Annotated in this window: 18 protein-coding genes; 12 read left to right on the top strand and 6 right to left on the bottom strand. The window is 61.8% G+C overall.

Features of this window, described 5'->3' with window-relative positions; translation table 11 throughout:
* Positions 1-216: 216 nt before the first annotated feature.
* Entirely contained in the window at positions 217-2778 is a 2562-nt protein-coding gene (locus J2857_RS09025; protein ID WP_210009757.1) for a methyl-accepting chemotaxis protein, read from the top strand.
* 105 nt (positions 2779-2883) lie between these two features.
* Here the strand turns inward: J2857_RS09025 and moaA are convergent, their stop codons facing one another.
* Positions 2884-3873, bottom strand: coding sequence for a GTP 3',8-cyclase MoaA (moaA, locus tag J2857_RS09020; protein WP_245363218.1), 990 nt, complete (start codon positions 3871-3873; stop codon positions 2884-2886).
* Positions 3874-4093: 220 nt separating this feature from the next.
* On the opposite strand from moaA, the gene J2857_RS09015 reads away from it, so the two are divergent.
* Positions 4094-4468, top strand: coding sequence for a gamma-butyrobetaine hydroxylase-like domain-containing protein (locus J2857_RS09015; protein ID WP_210009756.1), 375 nt, complete (start codon positions 4094-4096; stop codon positions 4466-4468).
* Positions 4469-4475: 7 nt separating this feature from the next.
* Here the strand turns inward: J2857_RS09015 and J2857_RS09010 are convergent, their stop codons facing one another.
* Positions 4476-4955: a MarR family winged helix-turn-helix transcriptional regulator gene (locus J2857_RS09010; protein ID WP_210009755.1), complete on the bottom strand. Its 480-nt coding sequence runs from the start codon at positions 4953-4955 to the stop codon at positions 4476-4478.
* A 47-nt stretch (positions 4956-5002) separates the two neighbouring features.
* Here J2857_RS09010 and J2857_RS09005 point away from each other — a divergent pair, with 47 nt between their 5' ends.
* The 3 genes from J2857_RS09005 to J2857_RS08995 all read left to right on the top strand — a co-directional run bounded on the left by J2857_RS09005 (position 5003) and on the right by J2857_RS08995 (position 7140).
* Positions 5003-5944: an alpha/beta fold hydrolase gene (locus tag J2857_RS09005; RefSeq protein WP_210009754.1), complete on the top strand. Its 942-nt coding sequence runs from the start codon at positions 5003-5005 to the stop codon at positions 5942-5944.
* A gap of 68 nt (positions 5945-6012) precedes the next feature.
* Positions 6013-6621, top strand: coding sequence for a pyridoxamine 5'-phosphate oxidase family protein (locus J2857_RS09000; protein ID WP_210009753.1), 609 nt, complete (start codon positions 6013-6015; stop codon positions 6619-6621).
* Positions 6622-6750: 129 nt separating this feature from the next.
* Entirely contained in the window at positions 6751-7140 is a 390-nt protein-coding gene (locus tag J2857_RS08995) for a hypothetical protein (RefSeq protein ID WP_245363055.1), read from the top strand.
* A 193-nt stretch (positions 7141-7333) separates the two neighbouring features.
* On the opposite strand, the gene J2857_RS08990 is transcribed toward J2857_RS08995, so the two are convergent.
* On the bottom strand, positions 7334-8404 hold the full coding sequence (locus J2857_RS08990; protein WP_210009751.1) for a GGDEF domain-containing protein: 1071 nt from the start codon (positions 8402-8404) through the stop codon (positions 7334-7336).
* Between the two features lie 292 nt (positions 8405-8696).
* Entirely contained in the window at positions 8697-10088 is a 1392-nt protein-coding gene (fumC, locus tag J2857_RS08985) for a class II fumarate hydratase (protein ID WP_210009750.1), read from the bottom strand.
* A 381-nt stretch (positions 10089-10469) separates the two neighbouring features.
* Between fumC and J2857_RS08980 the strand changes: the two genes are divergently transcribed.
* The gene (locus tag J2857_RS08980) at positions 10470-12407 is read left to right on the top strand and encodes a L,D-transpeptidase family protein (protein WP_210009749.1); all 1938 of its coding nucleotides are present in this window, start codon (positions 10470-10472) and stop codon (positions 12405-12407) included.
* 63 nt (positions 12408-12470) lie between these two features.
* On the opposite strand, the gene J2857_RS08975 is transcribed toward J2857_RS08980, so the two are convergent.
* A complete protein-coding gene (locus J2857_RS08975; protein ID WP_210009748.1) occupies positions 12471-13172 on the bottom strand; it encodes an HAD family hydrolase in 702 nt (233 codons plus the stop codon).
* Between the two features lie 188 nt (positions 13173-13360).
* Between J2857_RS08975 and rpiA the strand changes: the two genes are divergently transcribed.
* The 3 genes from rpiA to gor all read left to right on the top strand — a co-directional run bounded on the left by rpiA (position 13361) and on the right by gor (position 16294).
* Positions 13361-14056: a ribose-5-phosphate isomerase RpiA gene (gene rpiA, locus J2857_RS08970; protein WP_210009747.1), complete on the top strand. Its 696-nt coding sequence runs from the start codon at positions 13361-13363 to the stop codon at positions 14054-14056.
* A gap of 18 nt (positions 14057-14074) precedes the next feature.
* Positions 14075-14788 carry a DUF2059 domain-containing protein gene (locus J2857_RS31385; RefSeq protein ID WP_210009746.1) on the top strand — a complete coding sequence of 238 codons (714 nt, stop codon included), beginning with the start codon at positions 14075-14077 and terminating at the stop codon, positions 14786-14788.
* Positions 14789-14905: 117 nt separating this feature from the next.
* Entirely contained in the window at positions 14906-16294 is a 1389-nt protein-coding gene (gene gor / locus J2857_RS08960) for a glutathione-disulfide reductase (protein ID WP_210009745.1), read from the top strand.
* Between the two features lie 24 nt (positions 16295-16318).
* Here the strand turns inward: gor and J2857_RS08955 are convergent, their stop codons facing one another.
* Positions 16319-17677 carry a TadE/TadG family type IV pilus assembly protein gene (locus J2857_RS08955; RefSeq protein ID WP_210009744.1) on the bottom strand — a complete coding sequence of 453 codons (1359 nt, stop codon included), beginning with the start codon at positions 17675-17677 and terminating at the stop codon, positions 16319-16321.
* 282 nt (positions 17678-17959) lie between these two features.
* Here J2857_RS08955 and J2857_RS08950 point away from each other — a divergent pair, with 282 nt between their 5' ends.
* From J2857_RS08950 to J2857_RS08940, 3 genes are all read left to right on the top strand, one after another.
* Positions 17960-19333 carry a class II 3-deoxy-7-phosphoheptulonate synthase gene (locus J2857_RS08950; protein ID WP_210009743.1) on the top strand — a complete coding sequence of 458 codons (1374 nt, stop codon included), beginning with the start codon at positions 17960-17962 and terminating at the stop codon, positions 19331-19333.
* Between the two features lie 155 nt (positions 19334-19488).
* Entirely contained in the window at positions 19489-19899 is a 411-nt protein-coding gene (locus tag J2857_RS08945; protein WP_210009742.1) for a GFA family protein, read from the top strand.
* A 60-nt stretch (positions 19900-19959) separates the two neighbouring features.
* Complete coding sequence (locus J2857_RS08940; RefSeq protein ID WP_210009741.1) at positions 19960-21633, top strand: NAD+ synthase; 1674 nt, start codon at positions 19960-19962, stop codon at positions 21631-21633.
* The last annotated feature ends 9 nt before the right edge of the window (positions 21634-21642 follow it).

Raw genomic sequence — 21642 nt, 5'->3', positions numbered from 1 at the left:
TGCCTCCCGGGCGGTACTCTTTTGGATAGCGGCAGGAAAATCGGATATCCGACACTGTGTAACAATATGAATTGTAAGGGTCCCGAATTAACCGTTGTTCAACCGAATTTGACGATTGTGAAAGCTATTCATTCCCGCATGAAGCTGGAATCGTGCCGTTGCTGTTTCGCGAATGCGCTGACGCGAAGCCGCATCTGGTTTACAGTTGGGGGAAAAATGTCTTTCATCGATCGTCTTCTTCAGAGCCGCAGGATCGTCACCAAGGTTCTCCTGTTCGTCATCCCGCTGGTGCTTTTGATCGCCGGGGTAGGCCTTGCGGGTTACTATACGGCCAGCATGCTGAACGGTCATATGACGGTGACGCGTGCGACGATCGAAAACATCGGCGACTTTGAAAACCTCCAGGCGGTTCTCCAGGAATTCAACGGCAAGCCCGACAATGCGTCACTTGCCGCCTTGAAGGCTGCGATCGACAAGCAGGAGAGCGGCGTCAACGTGCTCGAGGACCTGCTGGTCACCGATGGAGACCGCGAACGCATCGCCGTCGTCATCGGCCTCGCGCCGAAGATGCGCACCGAGACCGATGTGCTCTGGAAGATCAAGCAGAGGCGTGACGAAAATGCAGCAGCGCTCGACGGCAGTATCGACGACGTGCGTACCGTCGCGATAGGGGTCTCGGATCAGGTTGCCAACGTTCGCAAGCAGTTCGAAGGCAAGGAAAAATTCGCCAAGGGCATGGTGCTGGAAGCCTATGCCTACAAGGCGATCGCCGAACAGATCGGCGAGCTTCGCAATTCCGTCAAGGAAACCGGCACGGACGACGGCGCGATCAGTACCGCCGACATGTATCTCGGCATCCTGGACAAGACGTTTCAGGAGGTTCAGGCCTTCCTCACCCCGAACGGCATCAAGCAGCTGAAGCCGATCAACGACGCGATCAATGCTCTTGCTGCCACCATCAAGGGCAATCAGGATGTTTCGGAAAAGGCAAAGGCCGTGCGCGACACCGTTGCCGGCATGGAGAAATTCCAGGCCAAGATGGAGGCGGAAGTCACCAGCAAGGCCGGCAATGCGGCCAGCCGTTTCGCCAGCATCGAAGGCGAGGTTGCCAGCCTGCGCACGCTTCTCGACCGCAGTGCCGAAGCGTTGCGGCTGATCGACGCCATGCAGCTCTACGTCGAGCGGTTGCGCGCCACGCAGACGGAGGACGCGCGCAAGGTCGTCCTCGACGTCATGGCAAAGCTGAAGGCCGCCAGTGCGGAAGTTTCCGAACTCGCCAGAAACCCGGCCATGCGCGACTTCTCGACCACGCTTCAGCCGCGCCTGAAGTCGATCGAGGACGATACCGCCAAGCTTCTCACCATCGCCGCCGACTGGAAAAAGGCGCGCGCCGCCGCCGGCGAAACTCTGACCGGCGGCATGGCCGGCCTCAAGAATTTCGTGGCCCAGGCCCAGGAGGTCGGCAAGGAAGACAGCGAGCGTTCCGCCCAGCTGTCGCTCGTCGCCATGGTGGTCGGCACGCTGCTTGCCATTGCCGGCGGCCTAATGCTGGTGGAAACGCTGCGCGGCCCGCTGCGCCGTGTCACCGAAGTGATGAAGCGGCTCGCCGATGGCGATCTTGAGGTCAAGATCGAAGGCCGCGAACGCGGCGACGAGATCGGCGACATGGTTCGTTCGGTCACCGTCTTCCGCGATGCGGCGGTCGAAAATGTCCGCCTGGAGCAGGATGCCGCTGCGGCACGCGAGCTCTCGACGGCCGAGTCCGAGCGCCGCGCCTCCGAGCGCGCCCGCATTGCCGGCGAACAGCGCCAGGCGCTGACTGCACTCAACGACATGCTCGGCAAACTTGCCGAGGGCGACCTCGAGTGCAGCATGGACGAAAACCTGCCGGAAGACTTCATCGAGATGGCGCGCACATACAACCAGGCTGTCGAGGCGCTCCGTGCCACGCTCGCCGACGTTCGCTCGACCGCGGAAGAAATCGACGGCGGCACCGGCAATCTCGCCGCTTCGGCGGACGATCTTGCCCGCCGCACGGAACAGCAGGCTGCAGCACTCGAACAGAGCTCGCGCGCACTGCGCCATCTGAGCGAAATCGTCCGCTCGACGGCCGAAAGCGCCAAGCAGACATCCGTCTCGGTCAACGAGACCGAAGATTTCGCCGTCCGCTCCGGCGAGGTCGTATCGCGCGCCGTCGATGCCATGGGCGAGATCAGCCGTTCCTCGGAGAAGATCGCGACCATCATCGGCGTTATCGACGAGATCGCCTTCCAGACCAATCTCCTGGCACTGAATGCCGGCGTCGAGGCAGCCCGTGCCGGCGAGGCAGGCCGCGGCTTTGCGGTCGTTGCCCAGGAAGTCCGCGAACTGGCGCAGCGTTGCGCCGGTGCTGCCCGCGAAATCAAGGGCCTCATCTCGGCAAGCTCGACCCAGGTCAACAACGGCGTGCATCTCGTCGAGGAGACCGGTACGGCCCTCACCGAGATCATCACGCACATCACCGATGTCCGCAAACTGGTGTCCCAGATTTCGGCGGCCACCGGCGAGCAGTCGACCGGCATCAACGAAGTCACCAAGGCCGTGCAGGAAGTCGAGCTGATCACCCAGCGCAACGCCGCGATGGTCGAGGAAAACAACGCCGAGATCCACGGCCTGCGCAGGCGCGTGGAAATGCTGTCGGAAAAGATCGAGCGCTTCAAGACGCGCGATCCCAGCGTCAATTTCCACGCCGGCGCCAACGAACGCCGGGGAGCTTTCCGCCGCAGCGACGCGGCCTGAGGCTCCGCCTCACATGATTTCAAAAGCCGGGACGCGAGTTCCGGCTTTTTTGTTGAGTGTCAGCAATGGGCGGGTTGTGTCTTGAGGGCGGAGCCGGCGCGGATATCACCCGCCGGTGACACTCATGTGGCGGGCGACGGCGGGACGCTTGTGGGTGCGGTCGATGATGAAATCGTGACCCTTGGGTTTGCGGGTGATCGCTTCGTCGATTGCGGCCGAGAGATAATCGTCGTTCTCGGACGCCCGCAGCGCGGTGCGCAGGTCGGCCGCGTCGTTCTGGCCGAGGCACATGTAGAGCGTGCCGGTGCAGGTGAGGCGCACGCGGTTGCAGCTCTCGCAGAAGTTATGGGTCATCGGCGTGATGAAGCCAAGGCGCCCGCCGGTTTCCTCAACCTCGACATAGCGGGCAGGGCCGCCGGTCTTGTAGGGGATCTCGGTCAGGGTGAAGTGTTCCTCGAGATCGGCGCGCAGCTTGGAGAGCGGCAGGTACTGGTCGGTGCGGTCCTCGTCGATCTCGCCCATCGGCATGGTCTCGATGACCGTCATGTCCATGCCGCGGCCATGCGCGAAACGCAGCATGTCGGCGATCTCGAATTCGTTGAAGTCCTTCAGCGCCACGGCATTCAGCTTGATCTTCAGCCCGGCCTTCTGGGCGGCGTCTATGCCTTCCATGACCTTGTGGAAATCGCCCCAGCGGGTGATCGCCTTGAATTTTTCGGGGTTGAGCGTGTCGAGCGAGACATTGATGCGGCGCACGCCGCTATCGTAGAGCTCGTCGGCGTATTTTGCGAGCTGGGAGCCGTTGGTGGTCAGCGTCAGCTCGTCGAGCGCACCGGCCTTCACGTGCTGGCCGAGCTCGCGCACCAGGAACATGATGTTCTTGCGCACCAGGGGCTCGCCGCCCGTAAGGCGGATCTTACGAACGCCCTTGGAAATGAAGGCGGAACAGAGCCGGTTGAGCTCTTCCAGCGTCAGCAGGTCCTTTTTCGGCAGGAAGGTCATGTTTTCCGCCATGCAATAGGTGCAGCGGAAATCGCAGCGGTCGGTGACCGAGACGCGCAGATAGGTGACCGCGCGGCCGAACGGATCGATCATCGGCGCCTTGTCGGCGGTGATGGGCGCTGCACCTGCGACCGGTCCTGCAAAACTGTTCACGTGATAATCTCCCTTACCCCGAAGGTGGGGGTTTCGAGCCTTCGCGTCAAGTATACGACAGTTGGCCTGGATGAACAGGTCGGCCATAAAACTGCTTGCGGCGAAACGTCGTAGCTCATAATCCTCCGCCAGGCATATGACAATCGGGAGCCTGAAAAGCATGAGCGACATCTGGCCGACGGAACTGCGGGTTTCCAAGGACCGCCATACGCTGAACGTCACCTTCAGCGATGGCACGGCTTATCCCTTGCCGGCCGAGACGATGCGCGTGCTGTCCCCTTCGGCGGAAGTGCAGGGCCATGGTCCGGGCCAGAAGGTGACCGTGCCCGGCAAGCGCAATGTCGGCATTGCGGCGATCACGCCGGCCGGCAATTACGCGGTGCGAATCCGTTTCGACGACGGCCACGATAGCGGCATCTTCACCTGGCCATATCTGCGCGAACTCGGCGAACGCGGTGCCGAGCTGTTTGCCGATTATGAGCGCGATCTCACGGAGAAGGGCTTCTCCCGCGATCCGCCACAGAGAACGCGGTAAGCGGTGATCAGGCGGGTTCGCGGCTGTCCTCGCGGATTTCCGACTGCAGGGTGACGATCAGTCGTTCCATGGACTCCGCCATCGCCATGCATTGATCCAGCGGCTCGGAGGAGAGCGTCCGCTCGATCAGCGCCGTCTGGATGCCCATCGCCGCTTCCGTCACCGAGCGGCCTTCGTTGGTCAGGTAGAGGCGCAGCACGCGCTTGTCCTGTTTGTCGCCGCGCCGTTCGATCAGCCCGCGCTTTTCCATCAGCGGCAGCGCCATGCTCATGTTGGAACGCCCCACCAAGAGCTTGCGGGCAAGCTCCTGCTGCGAGATTCCCTCGAACCGGTAGAGATTGATCAGGATGTCGAGATGCGGCGGCTTGATGTCGAGTTCGGTGAGCTCGCGGGTCAGCACGGTTTGCATCAACTGGCAGGCGCGGGCGACGGCGATCCAACTGCGAAAACGCGGATGATCCCAGGGGAGGGGTTGATTTTTGTTCATTGCTGTACTTTATTGTTCAATATTGAACATTTTCGGATTTTCCCACTATGCCATCCTTTGCACTCAAGGTCACCCGTTTCGGATTTGCTGTTGTGGGGCGGCCTTTGCCCCGAACCGCTGCCAAGCTCGCCTTTAGGCTCTTTTGCCTGACGCCCTCGCGCCGTGCCAAGGGCGACAAGGCGAGAGCGATGGAGAATGAGGGAAGGGAGCGGCTCTCTGCCGCCCAGAAGATCCCGCTTGCCATCGGAAGATCGACCGTGATGGCCTATCGCTTCAACGGCGACGGCAAGCCCGGCCGGCCGCGTTACCTGGTCGTGCACGGCTGGGGCTCCAGTGCCGCCTATATCGCCGCCCTGCCGGCGGGTCTTGCCGAAACCGGAGCGGAGGTCGTGGTGCTCGATTTTCCAGGCCACGGACTTTCGAGCGGCCGCAGCCTCAATATGCGCCAGGCCGTCGAGGCGATCGTTGCGGTGGAGAAGCGGTTCGGCCATTTCGATGCGGCGGTCGGTCATTCGTTCGGCGGTGCGAGCATGATGCTCGCCGCCGGCGGGGTGATGAAGGAGGCCGGCGCGATCTCTCCGTCGAAGCTGGTGGTGATCGGTGCGCCGAGCCATATCCATTGGCTGTTCGACGATTTTTCGCGGATGGTCGGCCTGCCGCCGCGCGTCAAGGCGCAGTTGATCCGGCGGGCGGAAAAGGTAGCCGGCGCCTCGCTCGACGATTTCGACACGGTGGCAAGCGCCGCGCGGTTGGGGACGCCCCTGCTGGTCGTGCATGCCGAGGAGGACAAGGAGGTTGCCGCCGACCACGCCCGCCGTTTCGAGGGGCTTGCCACGGCACGGCTCGAATGGGCGAACGGGCTCGGGCATCGCCGCATCGTCAGCGACCGCGGCGTGATCGAGACCATTGCCGCCTTCCTGACCAACGATGGCCGGCCGCTGCGCGGGACCTCCGTCGTCGGAAATACCGGCGACGACGCGGCTGCTTGATCCACAGGGGATGTCATCATAGTGTCGCCCGCGCGGGCTAAGGCCCGCCGATATCGAAAGGGCGAGCCATGACCATCATCACATCCGTCGAGGAATTGAAGGCGATCTATGACGGTGTCTCGGACGCATCGCTCGCCAAGGTGACGAAGACGCTGACCCCGGAATACCGGCTGATGATAGAAGCCTCGCCTTTCGTCGCATTCGCGACCGTCGGGCCGGAGGGGCTGGACTGCTCGCCTCGCGGCGATCTCGGCGGCGCGGTCCGTATCAGGGACGATTCGACGCTGCTTCTGCCCGATTGGCGCGGCAACAACCGCATCGATTCGCTGATCAATATCGTCCGCGACCCGCGCGTGGCGCTGATGTTTCTGGTCCCCGGCTCGACGACGACGATGCGCATCAACGGCCGCGCCGTCATCTCCGTGGACCCTGCGCTGCTCGACAGCTTCGAGATGGATGGCCGGCATCCGCGCAGCGTGACGGTCATCACCATCAACGAGGTCTATTTCCAATGCGCCCGCGCGCTGATGCGGGCCGAACTCTGGAACCCGGAACATTTCGTCGATCCCAAGAGCCTGCCGACGCCCGGCACGCTTCTGAAGGCCGCCAAGGCCGATTTCGACAAGGAAACCTACGACCGCGAATGGCCGGAGCGCGCTGCCAAGACGATGTGGTAGTTTGGTACGACATTCGGCCGGCCGTTCGACGAAAAGTGGAAAAGGCTACCATGTGCCCGGATGGACATTTCCGGCAGCCGGGGCGACAATTGAAATGGCCCGCCGATGGGGACGGGCACGGGGGATTTGATGAAGTTTGGAACCGGCCTTGCGGCGGTGATCCTGGCCGCGACGATGTTCGGTGCCCCTGCGGTGCGGGCCGACCAGTTGATCGAGGAATACAACGCCTTCATCGGCGAGGACGACCTCTACAATTCCAATAATGTGCGCCTGCAGGAGCCTTGGCAGATCATCCGCCAGGACCGAGCCAATTTTCACCGCTTCGGCGTCTCGCAGCGCGGCGACCAGAGCGACAGCTTCTTCGACGATGCCGGCAATCGCGAACTGGTGGAGCGCATGATCAGCCGCGGCACCATCGATCGCGGCGCCCGCAGCGCCATCCTTCGCGGAAATGTCATGATCAACGTGCAGATTTTCCGTGGTCCCCGTGGCGACTACGTCAATGTCCTGGTCCACTAGCGGGTTTCGTCCTTCAGGCGGCAGCCGTGGTGCTGTCGGTCCTCGTCTGCAGCCCGGGTGACACCGCGCGAATTGCGCCTGGAGGAGAAGATCGCGGCCCTCGCGAAGCCTATCCCGACATGATCGACGCGAGCGGCGACCGCAGGCTGATCATGAGGGACGCAGGCGTCGCGGCCTGCGGCTGAGGGAAGATCTACTTCCTGTAGATCAGCCAGCTCTTGCCGACATAATCCTTCTTCATGCCGTCATCAAAGAAGACCGAGCGGTTCCGGCCGGAATTCTTGGCATTGTAGAGGGCGGTATCGGCATTGGCGTAGAGTTCGCCGGGATCGCTCGCCTGCGAGCCCATCGCAAAACCGAGAGAGATGGTGACCGGGCCGTAGTCGATGCCGGAGCGCGAATTGCGGAAGATCCGGGTTTCGAGCGCGCGGCGAACACGTTCGCAAATGATCATCACCTCTTCCGGCGTATTGCCTTCGACGATGATCGCGAATTCCTCGCCGCCGGAGCGGGCGACGAAGACATCCTTGCGGACGTTCGAGCGGATCACGGAAGCAACCGTCGCGAGAATCTTGTCGCCGACCGGATGGCCGTAGCTGTCGTTGATCTTCTTGAAGTTGTCGATATCGGCCAGCACCAGTGCGGTGACCGGCAGCAGGGCCGTATTGTCGTAAGTCGCTGCAAGGCGCTCGTCGAAGGCCCGGCGGTTGGCGATCCGGGTCAGCGAGTCGGTGTTGGCGATACGCTTGTATTCATCGAGTTCCCGGCGGACCTGGTCCATTTCCTGTGAGCGCTGGACGACACCGCCGACGGTCGTTTCGCCGTGCGCCATGGTGCTGCCCGTCGCCTCGCTCAGGAGCGCCAGCGCGTTGGTCAGCAGGTCGTTCGAAAAATTACTCTTGGAGTTGATCCGCTGAGCGGTTTCTCCAAGCAGTTTGCCGTAGCTCTCGAGCGAGTTCTGCTCCTGACGCAGCAGCTTCAGGAGCGCGTCAAGTTCACCAAGAATCCTGGTATGGGCGTCTTCGATGACCGCCGCCTGGCCGGTTCCAAGATAGCGATGCGAGAGCGCGTCCAGCTCCTCCTGCGTGGCACGGCTTCCGAGCCCCGCCAGATCACGGGTCAGGTCGGGATTGGAACCGATATAGGCCTCGTAAAAAAGCTGATAATTGCGAGGGATCGGGGCGACGCCCATCGATCGCACCGCGTAGATGATCTGGCCGATCAGATCGCTAGATTGCGCTCTCGGCGCCGTTGCCGTCGTCATCGACGATCCCCACTAGATCCCACCTGTATGCTATTAAACGAAGTAGTATGTGAAAAATGTTGGAAAAGAATTAAGGGGTAGGAGCTGAAGAGCTTATTCTTAAATTTATTTCGCATTTCTGAAATACCCGATTTTCCCTCAAAATTAATGGGTTTACAGACTTCGAGCCCAAAAAGATATTCACGCGTAGGATGTTGATATATTATCGGAATTAACCAATGTAGGCTGACCGAAAGAGAAAGCCCGCCATTCGGGAGGCGGGCTTTCTCGTTATATTGTAAATCAGGTCCCCTTATTTGGGACCGATCATGTTTTCGGGGCGGACATACTGGTCGAACTCCTCGTTCGTCAGGTATCCGCCGCCGACCGCTTCTTCGCGCAGCGTCGTGCCGTTCTTGTGCGCGGTCTTGGCGATCTTGGCACAGATGTCGTAGCCCAGCCTGGTGTTAAGGGCGGTGACCAGCATCAGCGAGTTTTCCACGCCGCGCCTGATATTATCTTCCCGGGCTTCGATGCCGACCACGCAATTGTCGGTAAAGGAGACGGCAGCGTCGCCGAGCAGCTGCACCGACTGCAGGAAATTGTAGGCCATCATCGGATTGTAGACGTTGAGCTCGAAATGGCCCTGGCTGCCGGCGAAGGTGAGAGCCGCATGGTTTCCGAAGATGTGGGCGCAGACCTGGGTGAGCGCTTCCGACTGGGTCGGGTTGACCTTGCCCGGCATGATCGACGAACCCGGCTCGTTTTCCGGCAGCGACAGTTCGCCGAGACCGGCGCGCGGGCCGGAGCCGAGGAAGCGGATGTCGTTGGCGATCTTGAAAAGAGCGGCGGCGGCGGCGTTGATCGCGCCATGCGCAAACACCATCGAGTCGTGCGAGGCGAGCGCTTCGAACTTGTTGGGGGCTGTCACGAAGGGCAGGCCGGTGATCTTCGAGATCTCCTCGGCGACCTTTTCGGCAAATCCGATCGGGGCGTTGAGGCCGGTCCCGACCGCCGTGCCGCCCTGGGCGAGCTTGGAAAGCGCCGGCAGCGTCAGTTCGATATTGGCGATCGCCGAGCCGACCTGCGCCGCATAACCGGAAAATTCCTGGCCGAGCGTCAGCGGGGTCGCGTCCTGCGTATGGGTGCGGCCGATCTTGATGATGTGGGAGAAGGCCTTGACCTTCACTTCCAGCGCTTCGTGCAGATGCTTCAGCGACGGGATCAGGTGGCGCACGATGGTTTCGACGCAGGCGATATGCATGGCCGTCGGATAGGTATCGTTCGACGACTGGCTCATGTTGACGTGGTCGTTCGGATGCACGGGCTTCTTGGAGCCCATCACGCCGCCGAGCATTTCGATCGCGCGGTTGGAGATCACCTCGTTGGCGTTCATGTTCGACTGAGTGCCGGAACCGGTCTGCCAGACGACCAGCGGGAAATGCTCGTTGAGCTTGCCGTCGATGACTTCCTGGGCCGCGTCGACGATGACCTTGCCGATCGCGGCGTCGAGGCCGCCCAGTTCCATGTTGGCGCGGGCGGCGGCCTGCTTGACGATGCCGAGCGCACGCACGACCGGAAGCGGCTGCTTTTCCCAGCCGATCTTGAAGTTGCCGAGCGAGCGCTGCGCCTGGGCGCCCCAATACCGGTCGCTCGCAACTTCGATCGGGCCAAACGTATCGGTTTCGGTGCGGGTCGATGCCATCTTCGCTGCCTCTTTTTGCTCGTGGTCGCTGCCGGTGTCTTGCAAGATCAACAACGCGTTACCGCGTCGGAGCCGGCCGGCGGCATTACTATACGATTGGCGGATGTCCGCAAGCCGCCGAAACAGGCTTTTTAGTACGCTTTCGTCGTGCCTTTTATGACACGCACCGCGGAATTATACAGGGGAATCCACTCTCTGGTTGGGTGCTTGCCGGCCGTCGTCAGTAAAAATTTAACGAATAGTTTCTTAACCTTCCGGCTGCGCACCGATGCTGTTTCCGGCGGAGCCTAAACCCGCCGATCACTCGGGCGTTTCTTTCCATCCCTCACGCGATCGGTTAGATGGCGTGATACATATTCGAGCCCGCGGATCAAGACGCGGATGCAGGTGACGGGGACGACATTGCAGCACAAACACAAAAAAACTTCGATCGCATTGGCGATCGTCTCCGGCATCTCGATGTTTACCGGTGCTGCCGTTCCGGCACATGCCGTGACCCTTCTCGACCTCTTGCGCGGTGGTCCGGGCGCAGAACGTGCAGGACGCGCCGATAATGGCCTGCCGGGCGTCGGCGGCAATACCGGCATGCCGACCGAGCGCAGCCTCGCCGATCCCGAGCCGTTGCCGAAAGTCTCCGGTCCCCGATATTACACCTACAAGCCGGATGCCGAGCGGGCTGTAAAAACGGCCGGCTTTGCTGCAGCCTCCGCGACCGACGGCACGCGCCTCGTCACCGAGGCCCGGGTTTCGGCACCGGCGGAAATCGCGACGGCTCTCGAAGCCTTCTACAGCAAGGCTGCCGAGCCTTTGTGGGTTTCCGGAGGCGACGTCAATGAGAAGGCGAGGGGCGTGCTGTCGCTCTTCGAGCGGGCCGGCGAATACGGTCTCGAACCGGCGGACTACATCCTGCCGGTCCCGGCGCTGACCACGGCAAGCGTCGCAGCGCCGACCGATGCGGCCGCCCCCATCAATGTTTCCGCGACGACATCTGCTCCGGTTTCTGCCGCCGATAGCCATGATCGCGCACTGATGCAGTTCGAGCTGGCGCTGTCGGAAAAAGTGCTGACGTTCGCGCAGGACATGGTGCGCGGCCGTATCGACCCGAACAAGCTGTCCGGTTTCCACGACTTCAAGCGCAAGGACGTCAAGCTCTCCCTCGTCCTGCCTTTCGCGCAGACCGGTACGGACGTCGCGGCCTATCTTGAAGGCCTTGCTCCGCAGGGTCCTCAATTCCAGGCGTTGAAGGCCGAGCTTGCAACGCTGCGCGCCGCAGCCGCCGATGACGGTCCGCAGATCGCGCTGCCGACCGACATCCTGCTGAAGCCGGGCAAAAGCAGCCCGGATATGGCGAGCATCATCGCTGCCATCCAGCACACCGGTTCGGAAGCGCTGAGGACCAAGCATGCGGCAACGCTTGCGGCCTACCAGCAGACCCCCGACTACACGCCGGAGCTCGTCGACGTGGTAAAGTCCTTCCAGGCCGAAGTTGGCCTCAAGGCCGACGGCGTCATCGGCAATGCGACGGTGCGCAGGATGGTCGGTCATACGTCGAAGGACAAGATCGAGAAGGTCGAAGTCGCCATGGAACAGGCGCGCTGGCTGCCGGACGATCTCGGCCAGCGTTACGTCTTCATCAACCAGCCGGCCTACACGGTCTATTACCACGATCATGGCGCCGAGCAGTTCTCGATGCGCGTCGTGGTCGGCGGCAAGGCCAACCAGACCTACTTCTTCCAGGACGAGATCGAAACGGTCGAGTTCAATCCCTATTGGGGCGTGCCGCAGTCGATCATCATCAACGAGATGCTGCCGCACCTGCGCCAGGATCCGAGTTATCTCGACCGTCTGGGATATGAGGTCTCGATCGGCGGCAAGGCGGTTCCGTCGAGCAGCGTCAACTGGTTCGGCTCGACCGACAAGATCTCCGTGCGCCAGCCGCCGTCGAGCGACAATGCGCTCGGCGACCTGAAGATCCTCTTCCCAAACAGCCATGCGATCTACATGCATGACACGCCCTCGAAGAGCTTCTTCCAGCGCGACATGCGGGCGCTGAGCCATGGCTGCGTGCGTCTTGCCGAACCGCGCAAGATGGCGGCCGCCGTACTCGGCACGACGATCGACGACGTGAACAGACGGATCGCCGCCGGCGAGAACGTCGCCGCCAAGGTGCCGGTCAGGATCCCGGTCTACGTCGCCTACTTCACCGCCTGGCCGAACAAGGACGGCAAGGTCGAATATTTCGACGACGTCTATGGCCGCGACGATGCGACGGCCAAGGCTTTTGCCGCGACGACCAAGGTCCGCGCAGCCCAGAGTTAAGGTCAGCTTTTGGGCCGAGAACGAGTTTCGGATTGCAGAAGAAGGCGGCCTCGTGCCGCCTTTTTATTTGGCCGCCGCCAGCCGCCTCACGTCGTTGGAAATCAGCGTTTCCACCATCCCTACGGTCAGCTCGTCATAACCGCCGATCACCCGATCCGGGTTGAGCATGTCGACCGCAACGTCGGAATAACCGAAGGTCACGGCGACCGAGGCAATGCCGGCATTCTGCGCGGCAAGGATGTCGTTGACGCTGTCACCGATCATGATGCTCGTCGCCGGATCGCCGCCGGCCCGTTCGATGGTGCCGAAAATATGCCGGGCATCCGGCTTGCGGACGGCGAAGGTATCGCCGCAGGTCATCGCGACGAAGCGGTCCAGAAGGTCTAGCTTCTCGAGAAGCGGGAAGGCGAGCCGTTCGGACTTGTTGGTGCAGACCGCGAGCCGCATGCCGGCTGCCGACAGGCGGTCGAGACACGCGACGACGCCGTCATAGGGGCGACTTCTGCCCGGCATCTGCGACTCGTAGTGCTCCATATAGCGGTCGAACAGCCTAGCCGCCGTCGGCTCGTCGAGCGGAACCCGGCGAAGTTCGAAGGCGCGGCGGATCATCACGCGCACGCCCTGGCCGACGAGATGGGTGAGATCCTCGAAGGTCACCGGCTGGAGGCCGATGTCCTCGATCGTATAATTGAGGCTGTCGATAAGATCCGGTGCGGTGTCGATCAGCGTGCCGTCGAGGTCGAAAATGACGAGTGGAGTGATCAATGGAACCTCGTGAACGTCGTTCGGGAGATGTCCCGGATTAAGCAATGCTGCCGTGAAAAGCAAATATGCGAGATTCGCCCACCTTCGTAAAACCCATGGCTTCGTAAAACCCGCCGCGAGGGGACTTTCGTTTGGCGGGAGAGGCGTGTACACAGCGGGTCGGCGAAAACAGCGGGAGCTTTTGGCGGATGGACGCCCGGGAAATGAAAGTCAAGGCGGCGCAGGCGGCACTGACCTATGTCGAGGACGGCATGAGGCTTGGCATCGGCACCGGTTCGACGGCGGACGAATTCGTCAGGCTACTTGCCGAAAAGGTCCACGGCGGCTTCAAGGTCGAAAGCGTGCCGACGTCCGAGCGCACCGCGAGGCTCTGCGTCGAGCTCGGCATTCCGCTGAAATCGCTCGACGAGCTTCCGGAACTCGATCTGACGATCGACGGAGCCGACGAAATCGATGCCAACCTGACCCTGATCAAGGGCGGCGGCGGCGCGTTGCTGCGCGAGAAGATCGTCGCCGCAGCGTCTGCCCGCATGATCGTGATTGCCGACGAAAGCAAGCTGGTCGGCATGCTCGGAGCCTATCCGCTACCGATCGAGATCAATCCCTTCGGCCAGACGGCGACGCAGATTGCCATCGAAAAGGCCGCTTCCCGGTTAGGATTGACCGGCGAGTTGAAGCTGCGCAAATCGGGGGCTGAAGTCTTCACGACGGATGGCGGCCACTACATTTTCGACGCATCTTTTGGCCGCATTCCTGATGCAGACGCACTGTCGGCGGAGCTTAATTTCATTCCCGGTGTCGTGGAACACGGGCTGTTCATTCATATGGCGTCCTTAGCGATCATTGCCGGTGAGGCTGGAGCGCGGACGCTCGAGGCGAAGTAAACTAGGAGCAAGCAACTCATGATCAGATTCGCGGTTCTCGGCCGTGCCGCCGCTGTGGCCATCCTCTTCTCCGGCGCCTTCGCGGTATCGGCTCGCGCGCAGGAAGTTTCGGAAGCCCAGCTTGCCGCTGCGCGCAACGCGATCTCGGCACTCAACGTCACGGATCGCTACGACAATATCCTGCCCAACCTGGCAGAGCGTCTGAAGGCCCAGTTCATCCAGGCTTCTCCGAACTTCCAGGGTCAGATCTCCAACGTCGTCGATGAGCAGGCGCTTGTGCTTGCACCGCGCCGTGCCGATCTGGAAAGGGAAGCCGCGACGATCTACGCCAAGAGCTTCTCGGTCGATGAACTGAAGTCGATTTCCACCTTCTTCAGCACGGATACCGGCAAGAAGCTCTTGACCACCCAGCCGCTCGTCAGCCGCGAATTGACCAAGGCCGCCGAAATCTGGGCAAACGGGATTTCCCGCGATCTGACCAACCAGAGTTCGGAAAAGCTGCGCGGCATTATCGACGCTAACCCGATCCATGCGCCCGTCGTCGATCCGGCTCCGGCGGAAGCACAGGCTGCTGCTCCAGCGCCGGCAAAGCCTGCTACTCCGCCGGCACCGGCAAAACCCGCTGCTGCGCCTGCGGCCAAGCCAGCTGCTCCGGCCGCCACCGCTCCGGCCAAGCCCGCCGCCCCGGCCGCCAAGCCGGCCCCGGCCCCGGCGCCCGCGCCGAAGCCCTGATAGCATCGTCGACCCGCCGAATTTTAAGGAAGCCCGGAGCAATCCGGGCTTTTCCTTTTGGGTCTCTCGTCCCTATATGTGAGCCACATCCAGCTGCCTGCTCTCAAGGAGAATATTATGACCGCCTATGACTATGATCTCTTCGTGATTGGCGGCGGATCGGGCGGCGTGAGGGCCGGGCGCGTGGCGGCATCGCTTGGCAAGCGGGTGGCGATCGCCGAGGAATATCGTTTCGGTGGCACCTGCGTCATCCGCGGCTGCGTGCCGAAGAAGCTCTTCGTCTACGCATCGCAATACCATGAACATTTCGAGGATGCGGTCGGTTACGGCTGGGAAGTCGGAGCAAGCACGTTCGACTGGAAGAAGCTGATCGCCGCCAAGGACAGGGAGATCGCCCGTCTCGAAGGCCTCTATCGCAGGGGTCTTGAAAACAACGGTGCGGAAATCCTGGAGACCCGCGCCGAGCTGGTCGATGCGCATACGATCCGGCTCGTGAAGACCGGCAAGACGGTGACCGCCGAAAAGATCGTGATCGCCACCGGCGGCGCACCCAACCCGCATGCGGCGCTGCCCGGCCACGAGCTCTGCATCTCGTCCAACGAGGCCTTCGACCTGCCCGAACTGCCGCGCTCCATCCTGATCGCCGGCGGCGGCTATATCGCGGTCGAATTCGCCAACATCTTCCACGGCCTCGGCGTCGACGTGACGCTGATCTATCGCGGCAAGGAGATCCTCTCGCGCTTCGACCACGACATGCGCCAGGGCCTGCACAAGGCGATGGTCGAGAAGGGGATTCGCATCGTCCTCACCGACGTGATCGAGGAAATCACCAAGGCGGCGGCCGGCGGGCTTGTCGCCAGGACCATGAACGGCGAGACGATCGCTGTCGACACCATCATGCTGGCGCTCGGCCGCGATCCGAATACCACGGGATTGGGCCTGGAGGCCGCCGGCGTCGAGGTGAACGAACGTGGTGCCATCGTCGTCGACAGATATTCCCGCACCAGCGTGCCGCATATCTATGCGCTCGGCGATGTCACCGACCGGGTACAGCTGACGCCCGTGGCGATCCACGAGGCGATGTGCTTCATCGAAACCGAATACAAGGACAATCCGACCGCCCCCGACCATGATCTGATCGCCACCGCCGTCTTCTCGCAGCCGGAGATCGGCACGGTCGGCCTGTCGGAAGAGGAGGCCGCCAAGCGCTATCCGGAGATCGAGATCTACCGCGCCGAATTCCGGCCGATGAAGGCGACGCTTTCGGGACGGGCCGAGAAGATGATCATGAAGCTGGTCGTCGATGCGGCAAGCCGCAAGGTGGTCGGAGCCCACATCCTCGGCCACGATGCCGGCGAGATGGCGCAGCTTCTCGGTATTTCGCTGAAGGCCGGCGTCACCAAGGATGATTTCGACCGCACCATGGCCGTCCATCCGACGGCGTCCGAGGAACTCGTCACCATGTACAATCCGAGCTACCGGGTGAAGAACGGCGAGCGCGTCTGACGCGCTCCCGGCTTCGGCGCTGGGCTAGCTGGTGATGCGCGGCGCGCTGACGATCTTGTGGAAAAGGGTATTCATGGCGTCCGCGATGCCCTGCTCGAGCGAGACTTCGAAGAAATAACCGGGGCTCGCGCATTCCTTCATCTTCGTAGAAATGCTGTCATCGAACGGCTCTACCCACTTTTTCCAAAAGTCATTGCTGTGTAGCGGCAGATATGTGGTGTAGAGCACCGCAATGCGGATGTTCTTTTCCTTCAGCTTCTGACAGAATTTTGTATCGATAGGCTCGATACAACGGCCTGCTGTGTTCGTCACCAGACCTTTCTCGCTGGTGCAACCGTTCGGTTTGTAGCTGTCGCCTACACCATCGGCCACCAGGAAAACAATCTTCTGGCGGTCGGCCTTGCTCGTGCCGTTTCCCGGTAGGCCATACGCTGGTTTACTGAGGATCTCATCCCCAATGCGCGTCAGAGCGTCATCAAAGCTGGTTTGTTGATCGCTGTTGTAGTTCTGCTTTGGAATGCTCATCAGTCTGATCTTTTCAGTTGCATCACCGACCGAAGAAAGGTTTTCGCTCAGTTCGGCGACCTTGAAGAGCTTTGCGTCCTGCGCCCGTTCCCCGAAGGTGTAGGCCGCCATACGAAACTGGCCGGGCACGGTCTGCGTATCCGTTGCCGTTTTCATCAAAGTTTCCGTTGCTTCGGCGACGACATCGATACGAATGGGGATGCGGTTCTGCTTGGCGACGTTGTAATAGCTGTTTGGATCTTCTTTTCCGTCCTCGAAAACGATATGGCAGGCAAAGGCGCACTCTTTGTTGTTGCCCTTGCTGTCACCGTTGCGAGTTGCGTATTTCATGTCGTCGATGGCCTTCGAGTTGGCCCCGACCCCCATCGACGGCGTGTTGTCGAGCAGCATGTAGAAGTCGAGGAACGACGGCGTCTGGTACTGCGCGGTGGCCCGGCCGGACACGGTAATGTCGTCCTTGCCGAGGATCGTCATGAAAGTGGTCGGCAAGGTTGCGCTGAACGATACGCGCGAGGTGAGGATGCCGTTGTTCTTCGCGACCTCGATATCGACGCTGACCGGCAGGGAGGAAAGCTCGCCGGACATCTGACCGAGGAAGATGCTTCGGGCCTCGGCCGGATCTAGCGCCACGCTCCCGTCCCCCGGCAGTTGCATCGCCTGGGCGACAGCCTTTGATTTCTCGGCAATGGCGCCGACGGCGGCCGCATCGGCCGCGCCCACGAGTTGCTGCTTGACGGTGAGCGCGTGGCCGAAATCGAGCGCCATGCCGGCTGTTCCAATCAGCGGAACCAACAGAAAGGCGGTCATGACGCCGAAATTGCCGCGGCGATCCTTCCAGAAACGTGTCATCGGATGCATCGCCTGCTCCCCAGCAAGAAAACCCTGCGCGAAACGTCGCGCAAATTCGTGAAGTTGTGGCTAAGAACGGGACTAAAATTCAAGCCATGTCCTGAATTCATACTGCATGCGATCCGACCGGGTGCGGCGCCAGCTTGATATTCGTGGCCATATCGCGGGGGACGAGCCGGCGGTGAAAGCGGGCAAAACGGCTATGCAACGGGGCTGTTAAGGTCTATAAGCCGCCTCGATTTTAAGGACTTGCCCGGCAGAGGATGGCCGAGGCTGAAACAGGTGAGCGAGATGGCACAGAACTGGACCCCGAGCAGTTGGCGGCAAAAACCGATCCAGCAGGTCCCTGAATTTCCGGACAAGGCCGCATTGGCAGCGACTGAGGCTCAGCTCGCGACCTTTCCGCCGCTCGTGTTTGCCGGTGAAGCCCGCCGCCTGAAGAAGCAGCTCGCCAGCGTCGCGGAAGGCAATGCCTTCCTGCTGCAGGGCGGCGACTGCGCCGAGAGCTTCGTCGAACACGGTGCGGACAATATCCGTGACTTCTTCCGTTCGTTCCTGCAGATGGCGGTTGTCCTGACCTATGGCGCCCAGCTTCCGGTCGTCAAGGTCGGCCGCATCGCCGGTCAGTTCGCCAAGCCGCGTTCTTCGAATGTCGAGGTGCAGGGAGGCGTCGAACTGCCGTCCTACCGCGGCGATATCATCAACGGCATCGAGTTTTCGCCGGAGTCGCGCATTCCCGATCCGGAACGCCAGATGATGGCCTATCGCCAGTCGGCGGCAACCCTCAATCTTTTGCGCGCGTTCGCCATGGGCGGCTACGCCAATCTCGAAAACGTCCACAAGTGGATGCTCGGTTTCGTCAAGGATAGCCCCCAGGGCGAACGTTACCGCAAGCTCGCAGACCGCATCAGCGAGACCATGGACTTCATGACCGCGATCGGCATCACCTCGGAAAACCAGCCGAGCCTGCGCGAGACGGACTTCTTCACCAGCCATGAGGCGCTGCTTCTCGGTTACGAAGAAGCCTTCACGCGCATCGACTCCACGTCCGGCGATTGGTACGCGACGTCAGGCCACATGCTGTGGATCGGCGACCGCACCCGCCAGCTCGACCATGCGCATGTCGAATATTTCCGCGGCATCAAGAACCCGATCGGTCTCAAATGCGGCCCATCGCTGCAGGCCGACAACCTGATCGAGCTCATCGACGCGCTGAACCCGGCCAACGAAGCCGGCCGCCTGACGCTGATCTGCCGTTTCGGTCATGACAAGGTTGCCGAGAACCTGCCCAAGCTGATCCGCGCTGTCGAGCGTGAGGGCAAAAAGGTCGTCTGGTCCTGCGACCCGATGCACGGCAACACGATCACCCTCAACAACTACAAGACCCGGCCGTTCGAGCGGATCCTGTCGGAGGTCGAGAGCTTCTTCCAGATCCATCGCGCGGAAGGCACCCATCCGGGCGGCATCCATATCGAGATGACCGGCAAGGACGTCACCGAATGCACCGGCGGCGCCCGTGCCGTCACGGCTGGCGATCTGCAGGACCGTTACCACACCCATTGCGACCCGCGCCTCAACGCTGACCAGGCGCTGGAACTGGCCTTCCTGCTCGCCGAGCGGATGAAGAGCGGCCGCGACGAAAAGCGGATGGTCGTCAACGGCTGAACCGCCGCTCACGATGGTTGGAAATCAGAGAAGGCCGGCGGTGACGCCGGCCTTCTTCGTATTATTTCCCCTGATGGTCATCATCAGCCGAATAGATTTGACCCCGAGGCTCGTGCTCGCGACACTGGGCGTATGGTGGTCGTCGGGGATGGTGCATGCAGCAGAAAAACAGCGGTCGTTGCCTGTGCGGTGCGATCCGCTTTGAGACGGTTGGGCCGCTGCGGACGGTCACGGCCTGCCATTGTTCGCAATGCCGTCGCCAGACCGGGCTCTATTATGCGGCCACCAGCGTTCGCGTCGAGAACATGACGCTCGAAGGCGAGGAGACGCTGAGCTGGTATCGTGCCAGCGACGAGGCGCGGCGCGGCTTCTGCTCGCGATGCGGTTCGGCGCTGTTCTGGCAGGCTGAGGGCGCGGCAAGCATTTCCATCCTCGCGGGTGCCTTCGATCAGCCGAGCGGGCTGGTCATGGGCGAGCATATCTACTGCGCCGACAAGGGAGATTTCTACGAACTGCCGGAGGACGGCGTGCCGCATTATCCGGGCGATCGTCCTGCATCTGCCTGAACGACAAAAAACTCACGGAACAACGTTGCCGCCGCCTGCGGCTGACGCTAAATCGGTACCATGACCCAGGACATCAGCCAGACTTTCCGCATCGCCGTCGCGCAGCTCAACCCGACCGTCGGCGATATCGCCGGCAATCTGGCGCTGGCTCGTGAAGCCCGAAGAGATGCCGCCCGCGAGGAGGCGGATCTCATCCTGTTCACCGAGCTCTTCCTGTCCGGTTATCCGCCGGAAGACCTCGTCCTGAAGCCGGCTTTCCTGAAGGCCTGCCTGAAGGCGGTGGAGGAGCTTGCTGCCGATACGGCGGATGGTGGACCGGGTGTCATCATCGGCTTCCCGCGCCAGGGCGAGGAAGGCCGGCACAACTCGATCGCCGTGCTCGACGGCGGCAAGGTGATCGCGGTGCGCGACAAGATCGACCTGCCGAACTATGGCGAGTTCGACGAAAAGCGCGTCTTCATCGCCGGCGAAATGCCCGGACCGGTGAATTTCCGGGGCGTGCGGCTCGGCATCCCGATCTGCGAGGACATCTGGGGCGATCTCGGCGTCTGCGAGACCCTGTCGGAAAGCGGCGCAGAAATCCTGCTGGTGCCGAACGGCTCCCCCTATTATCGCGGCAAGGTGGATATCCGCCATCAGGTCGTTCTGAAACAGGTGATCGAGACCGGCCTGCCGATGATCTACGCGGCCCAGCTCGGCGGCCAGGACGAGCTGGTCTTCGACGGCGCCAGCTTCGCCTTCAACGTGGACAAGTCGCTCGCCTTCCAGATGAGCCAGTTCGAGCCAGCCGTCGCCGTCACCGAGTGGAGACGGATTGGCGAGACCTGGCATTGTGCACGTGGCCCGATGGCGCGCATTCCGGAAAGGGAGGAGGCGGATTACCGCGCCTGCCTCTTAGGCTTCCGCGACTATGTCAACAAGAACGGCTTCAAGTCGGTCGTGCTCGGCCTGTCCGGCGGCATCGACAGCGCCATCTGCGCGGCGATCGCCGTCGATGCGCTGGGCGAGGAGCGGGTGCGCACGGTGATGCTGCCCTATCGCTACACCTCCGAGGATTCGCTGAAGGATGCGGCCGATTGCGCCAGGGCGCTCGGCTGCCGTTACGACATCGTGCAGATCGCCGAGCCGGTGGACGGTTTTTCGTCGGCGCTGGCCGAACTGTTCGAGGGAACCGAGGAGGGCATTACCGAGGAGAATCTCCAGAGCCGTGCGCGCGGCACGATCCTGATGGCGATCTCCAACAAGTTCGGCTCGATGGTGGTGACGACCGGCAACAAGTCGGAAATGTCGGTCGGTTACGCGACCCTCTACGGCGACATGAACGGCGGCTTCAACCCGATCAAGGACCTCTACAAGATGCAGGTCTATGCGCTGGCCGCCTGGCGCAACCAACACCTGCCGCCGACGGCGCTGGGGCCGAGCGGCGAGGTGATCCCGAAGAACATCATCTCCAAGGCCCCGTCCGCGGAACTCAGGCCCAACCAGACCGACCAGGATTCGCTGCCGCCCTATCCGGTGCTCGACGACATTCTGGAGTGCCTCGTCGAGTTGGAGATGGGCACCGAGGAGATTATCGCCCGCGGCCACGACATCGCCACCGTGCACCGGATCGAGCACCTGCTTTATCTCGCCGAATACAAGCGGCGCCAATCCGCACCCGGCGTAAAAATCACCAAGAAGAATTTCGGCCGCGACCGGCGTTACCCGATCACCAACCGCTTCAGGGATCGGTAGGAGAGGGAT

This window comes from Neorhizobium galegae (assembly GCF_017877055.1).
In the GTDB taxonomy this organism is placed as follows: domain Bacteria; phylum Pseudomonadota; class Alphaproteobacteria; order Rhizobiales; family Rhizobiaceae; genus Neorhizobium; species Neorhizobium galegae_D.
The sequence above is the reverse complement of the archived record's forward strand: the minus strand, read 5'-3'. Positions and strand labels throughout refer to the sequence as shown.

Excerpts from the sequence above, each read along its gene's own strand:
- J2857_RS09025 (WP_210009757.1), top strand. The coding sequence starts at position 217 with ATGTCTTTCATCGATCGTCTTCTTCAGAGCCGCAGGATCGTCACCAAG.
- moaA (WP_245363218.1), bottom strand. The coding sequence starts at position 3,873 with ATGATCGATCCGTTCGGCCGCGCGGTCACCTATCTGCGCGTCTCGGTC.
- J2857_RS09015 (WP_210009756.1), top strand. The coding sequence starts at position 4,094 with ATGAGCGACATCTGGCCGACGGAACTGCGGGTTTCCAAGGACCGCCAT.
- J2857_RS09010 (WP_210009755.1), bottom strand. The coding sequence starts at position 4,955 with ATGAACAAAAATCAACCCCTCCCCTGGGATCATCCGCGTTTTCGCAGT.
- J2857_RS09005 (WP_210009754.1), top strand. The coding sequence starts at position 5,003 with ATGCCATCCTTTGCACTCAAGGTCACCCGTTTCGGATTTGCTGTTGTG.
- J2857_RS09000 (WP_210009753.1), top strand. The coding sequence starts at position 6,013 with ATGACCATCATCACATCCGTCGAGGAATTGAAGGCGATCTATGACGGT.
- J2857_RS08995 (WP_245363055.1), top strand. The coding sequence starts at position 6,751 with ATGAAGTTTGGAACCGGCCTTGCGGCGGTGATCCTGGCCGCGACGATG.
- J2857_RS08990 (WP_210009751.1), bottom strand. The coding sequence starts at position 8,404 with ATGACGACGGCAACGGCGCCGAGAGCGCAATCTAGCGATCTGATCGGC.
- fumC (WP_210009750.1), bottom strand. The coding sequence starts at position 10,088 with ATGGCATCGACCCGCACCGAAACCGATACGTTTGGCCCGATCGAAGTT.
- J2857_RS08980 (WP_210009749.1), top strand. The coding sequence starts at position 10,470 with ATGCAGGTGACGGGGACGACATTGCAGCACAAACACAAAAAAACTTCG.
- rpiA (WP_210009747.1), top strand. The coding sequence starts at position 13,361 with ATGGACGCCCGGGAAATGAAAGTCAAGGCGGCGCAGGCGGCACTGACC.
- J2857_RS31385 (WP_210009746.1), top strand. The coding sequence starts at position 14,075 with ATGATCAGATTCGCGGTTCTCGGCCGTGCCGCCGCTGTGGCCATCCTC.
- gor (WP_210009745.1), top strand. The coding sequence starts at position 14,906 with ATGACCGCCTATGACTATGATCTCTTCGTGATTGGCGGCGGATCGGGC.
- J2857_RS08955 (WP_210009744.1), bottom strand. The coding sequence starts at position 17,677 with ATGCATCCGATGACACGTTTCTGGAAGGATCGCCGCGGCAATTTCGGC.
- J2857_RS08950 (WP_210009743.1), top strand. The coding sequence starts at position 17,960 with ATGGCACAGAACTGGACCCCGAGCAGTTGGCGGCAAAAACCGATCCAG.
- J2857_RS08945 (WP_210009742.1), top strand. The coding sequence starts at position 19,489 with ATGCAGCAGAAAAACAGCGGTCGTTGCCTGTGCGGTGCGATCCGCTTT.
- J2857_RS08940 (WP_210009741.1), top strand. The coding sequence starts at position 19,960 with ATGACCCAGGACATCAGCCAGACTTTCCGCATCGCCGTCGCGCAGCTC.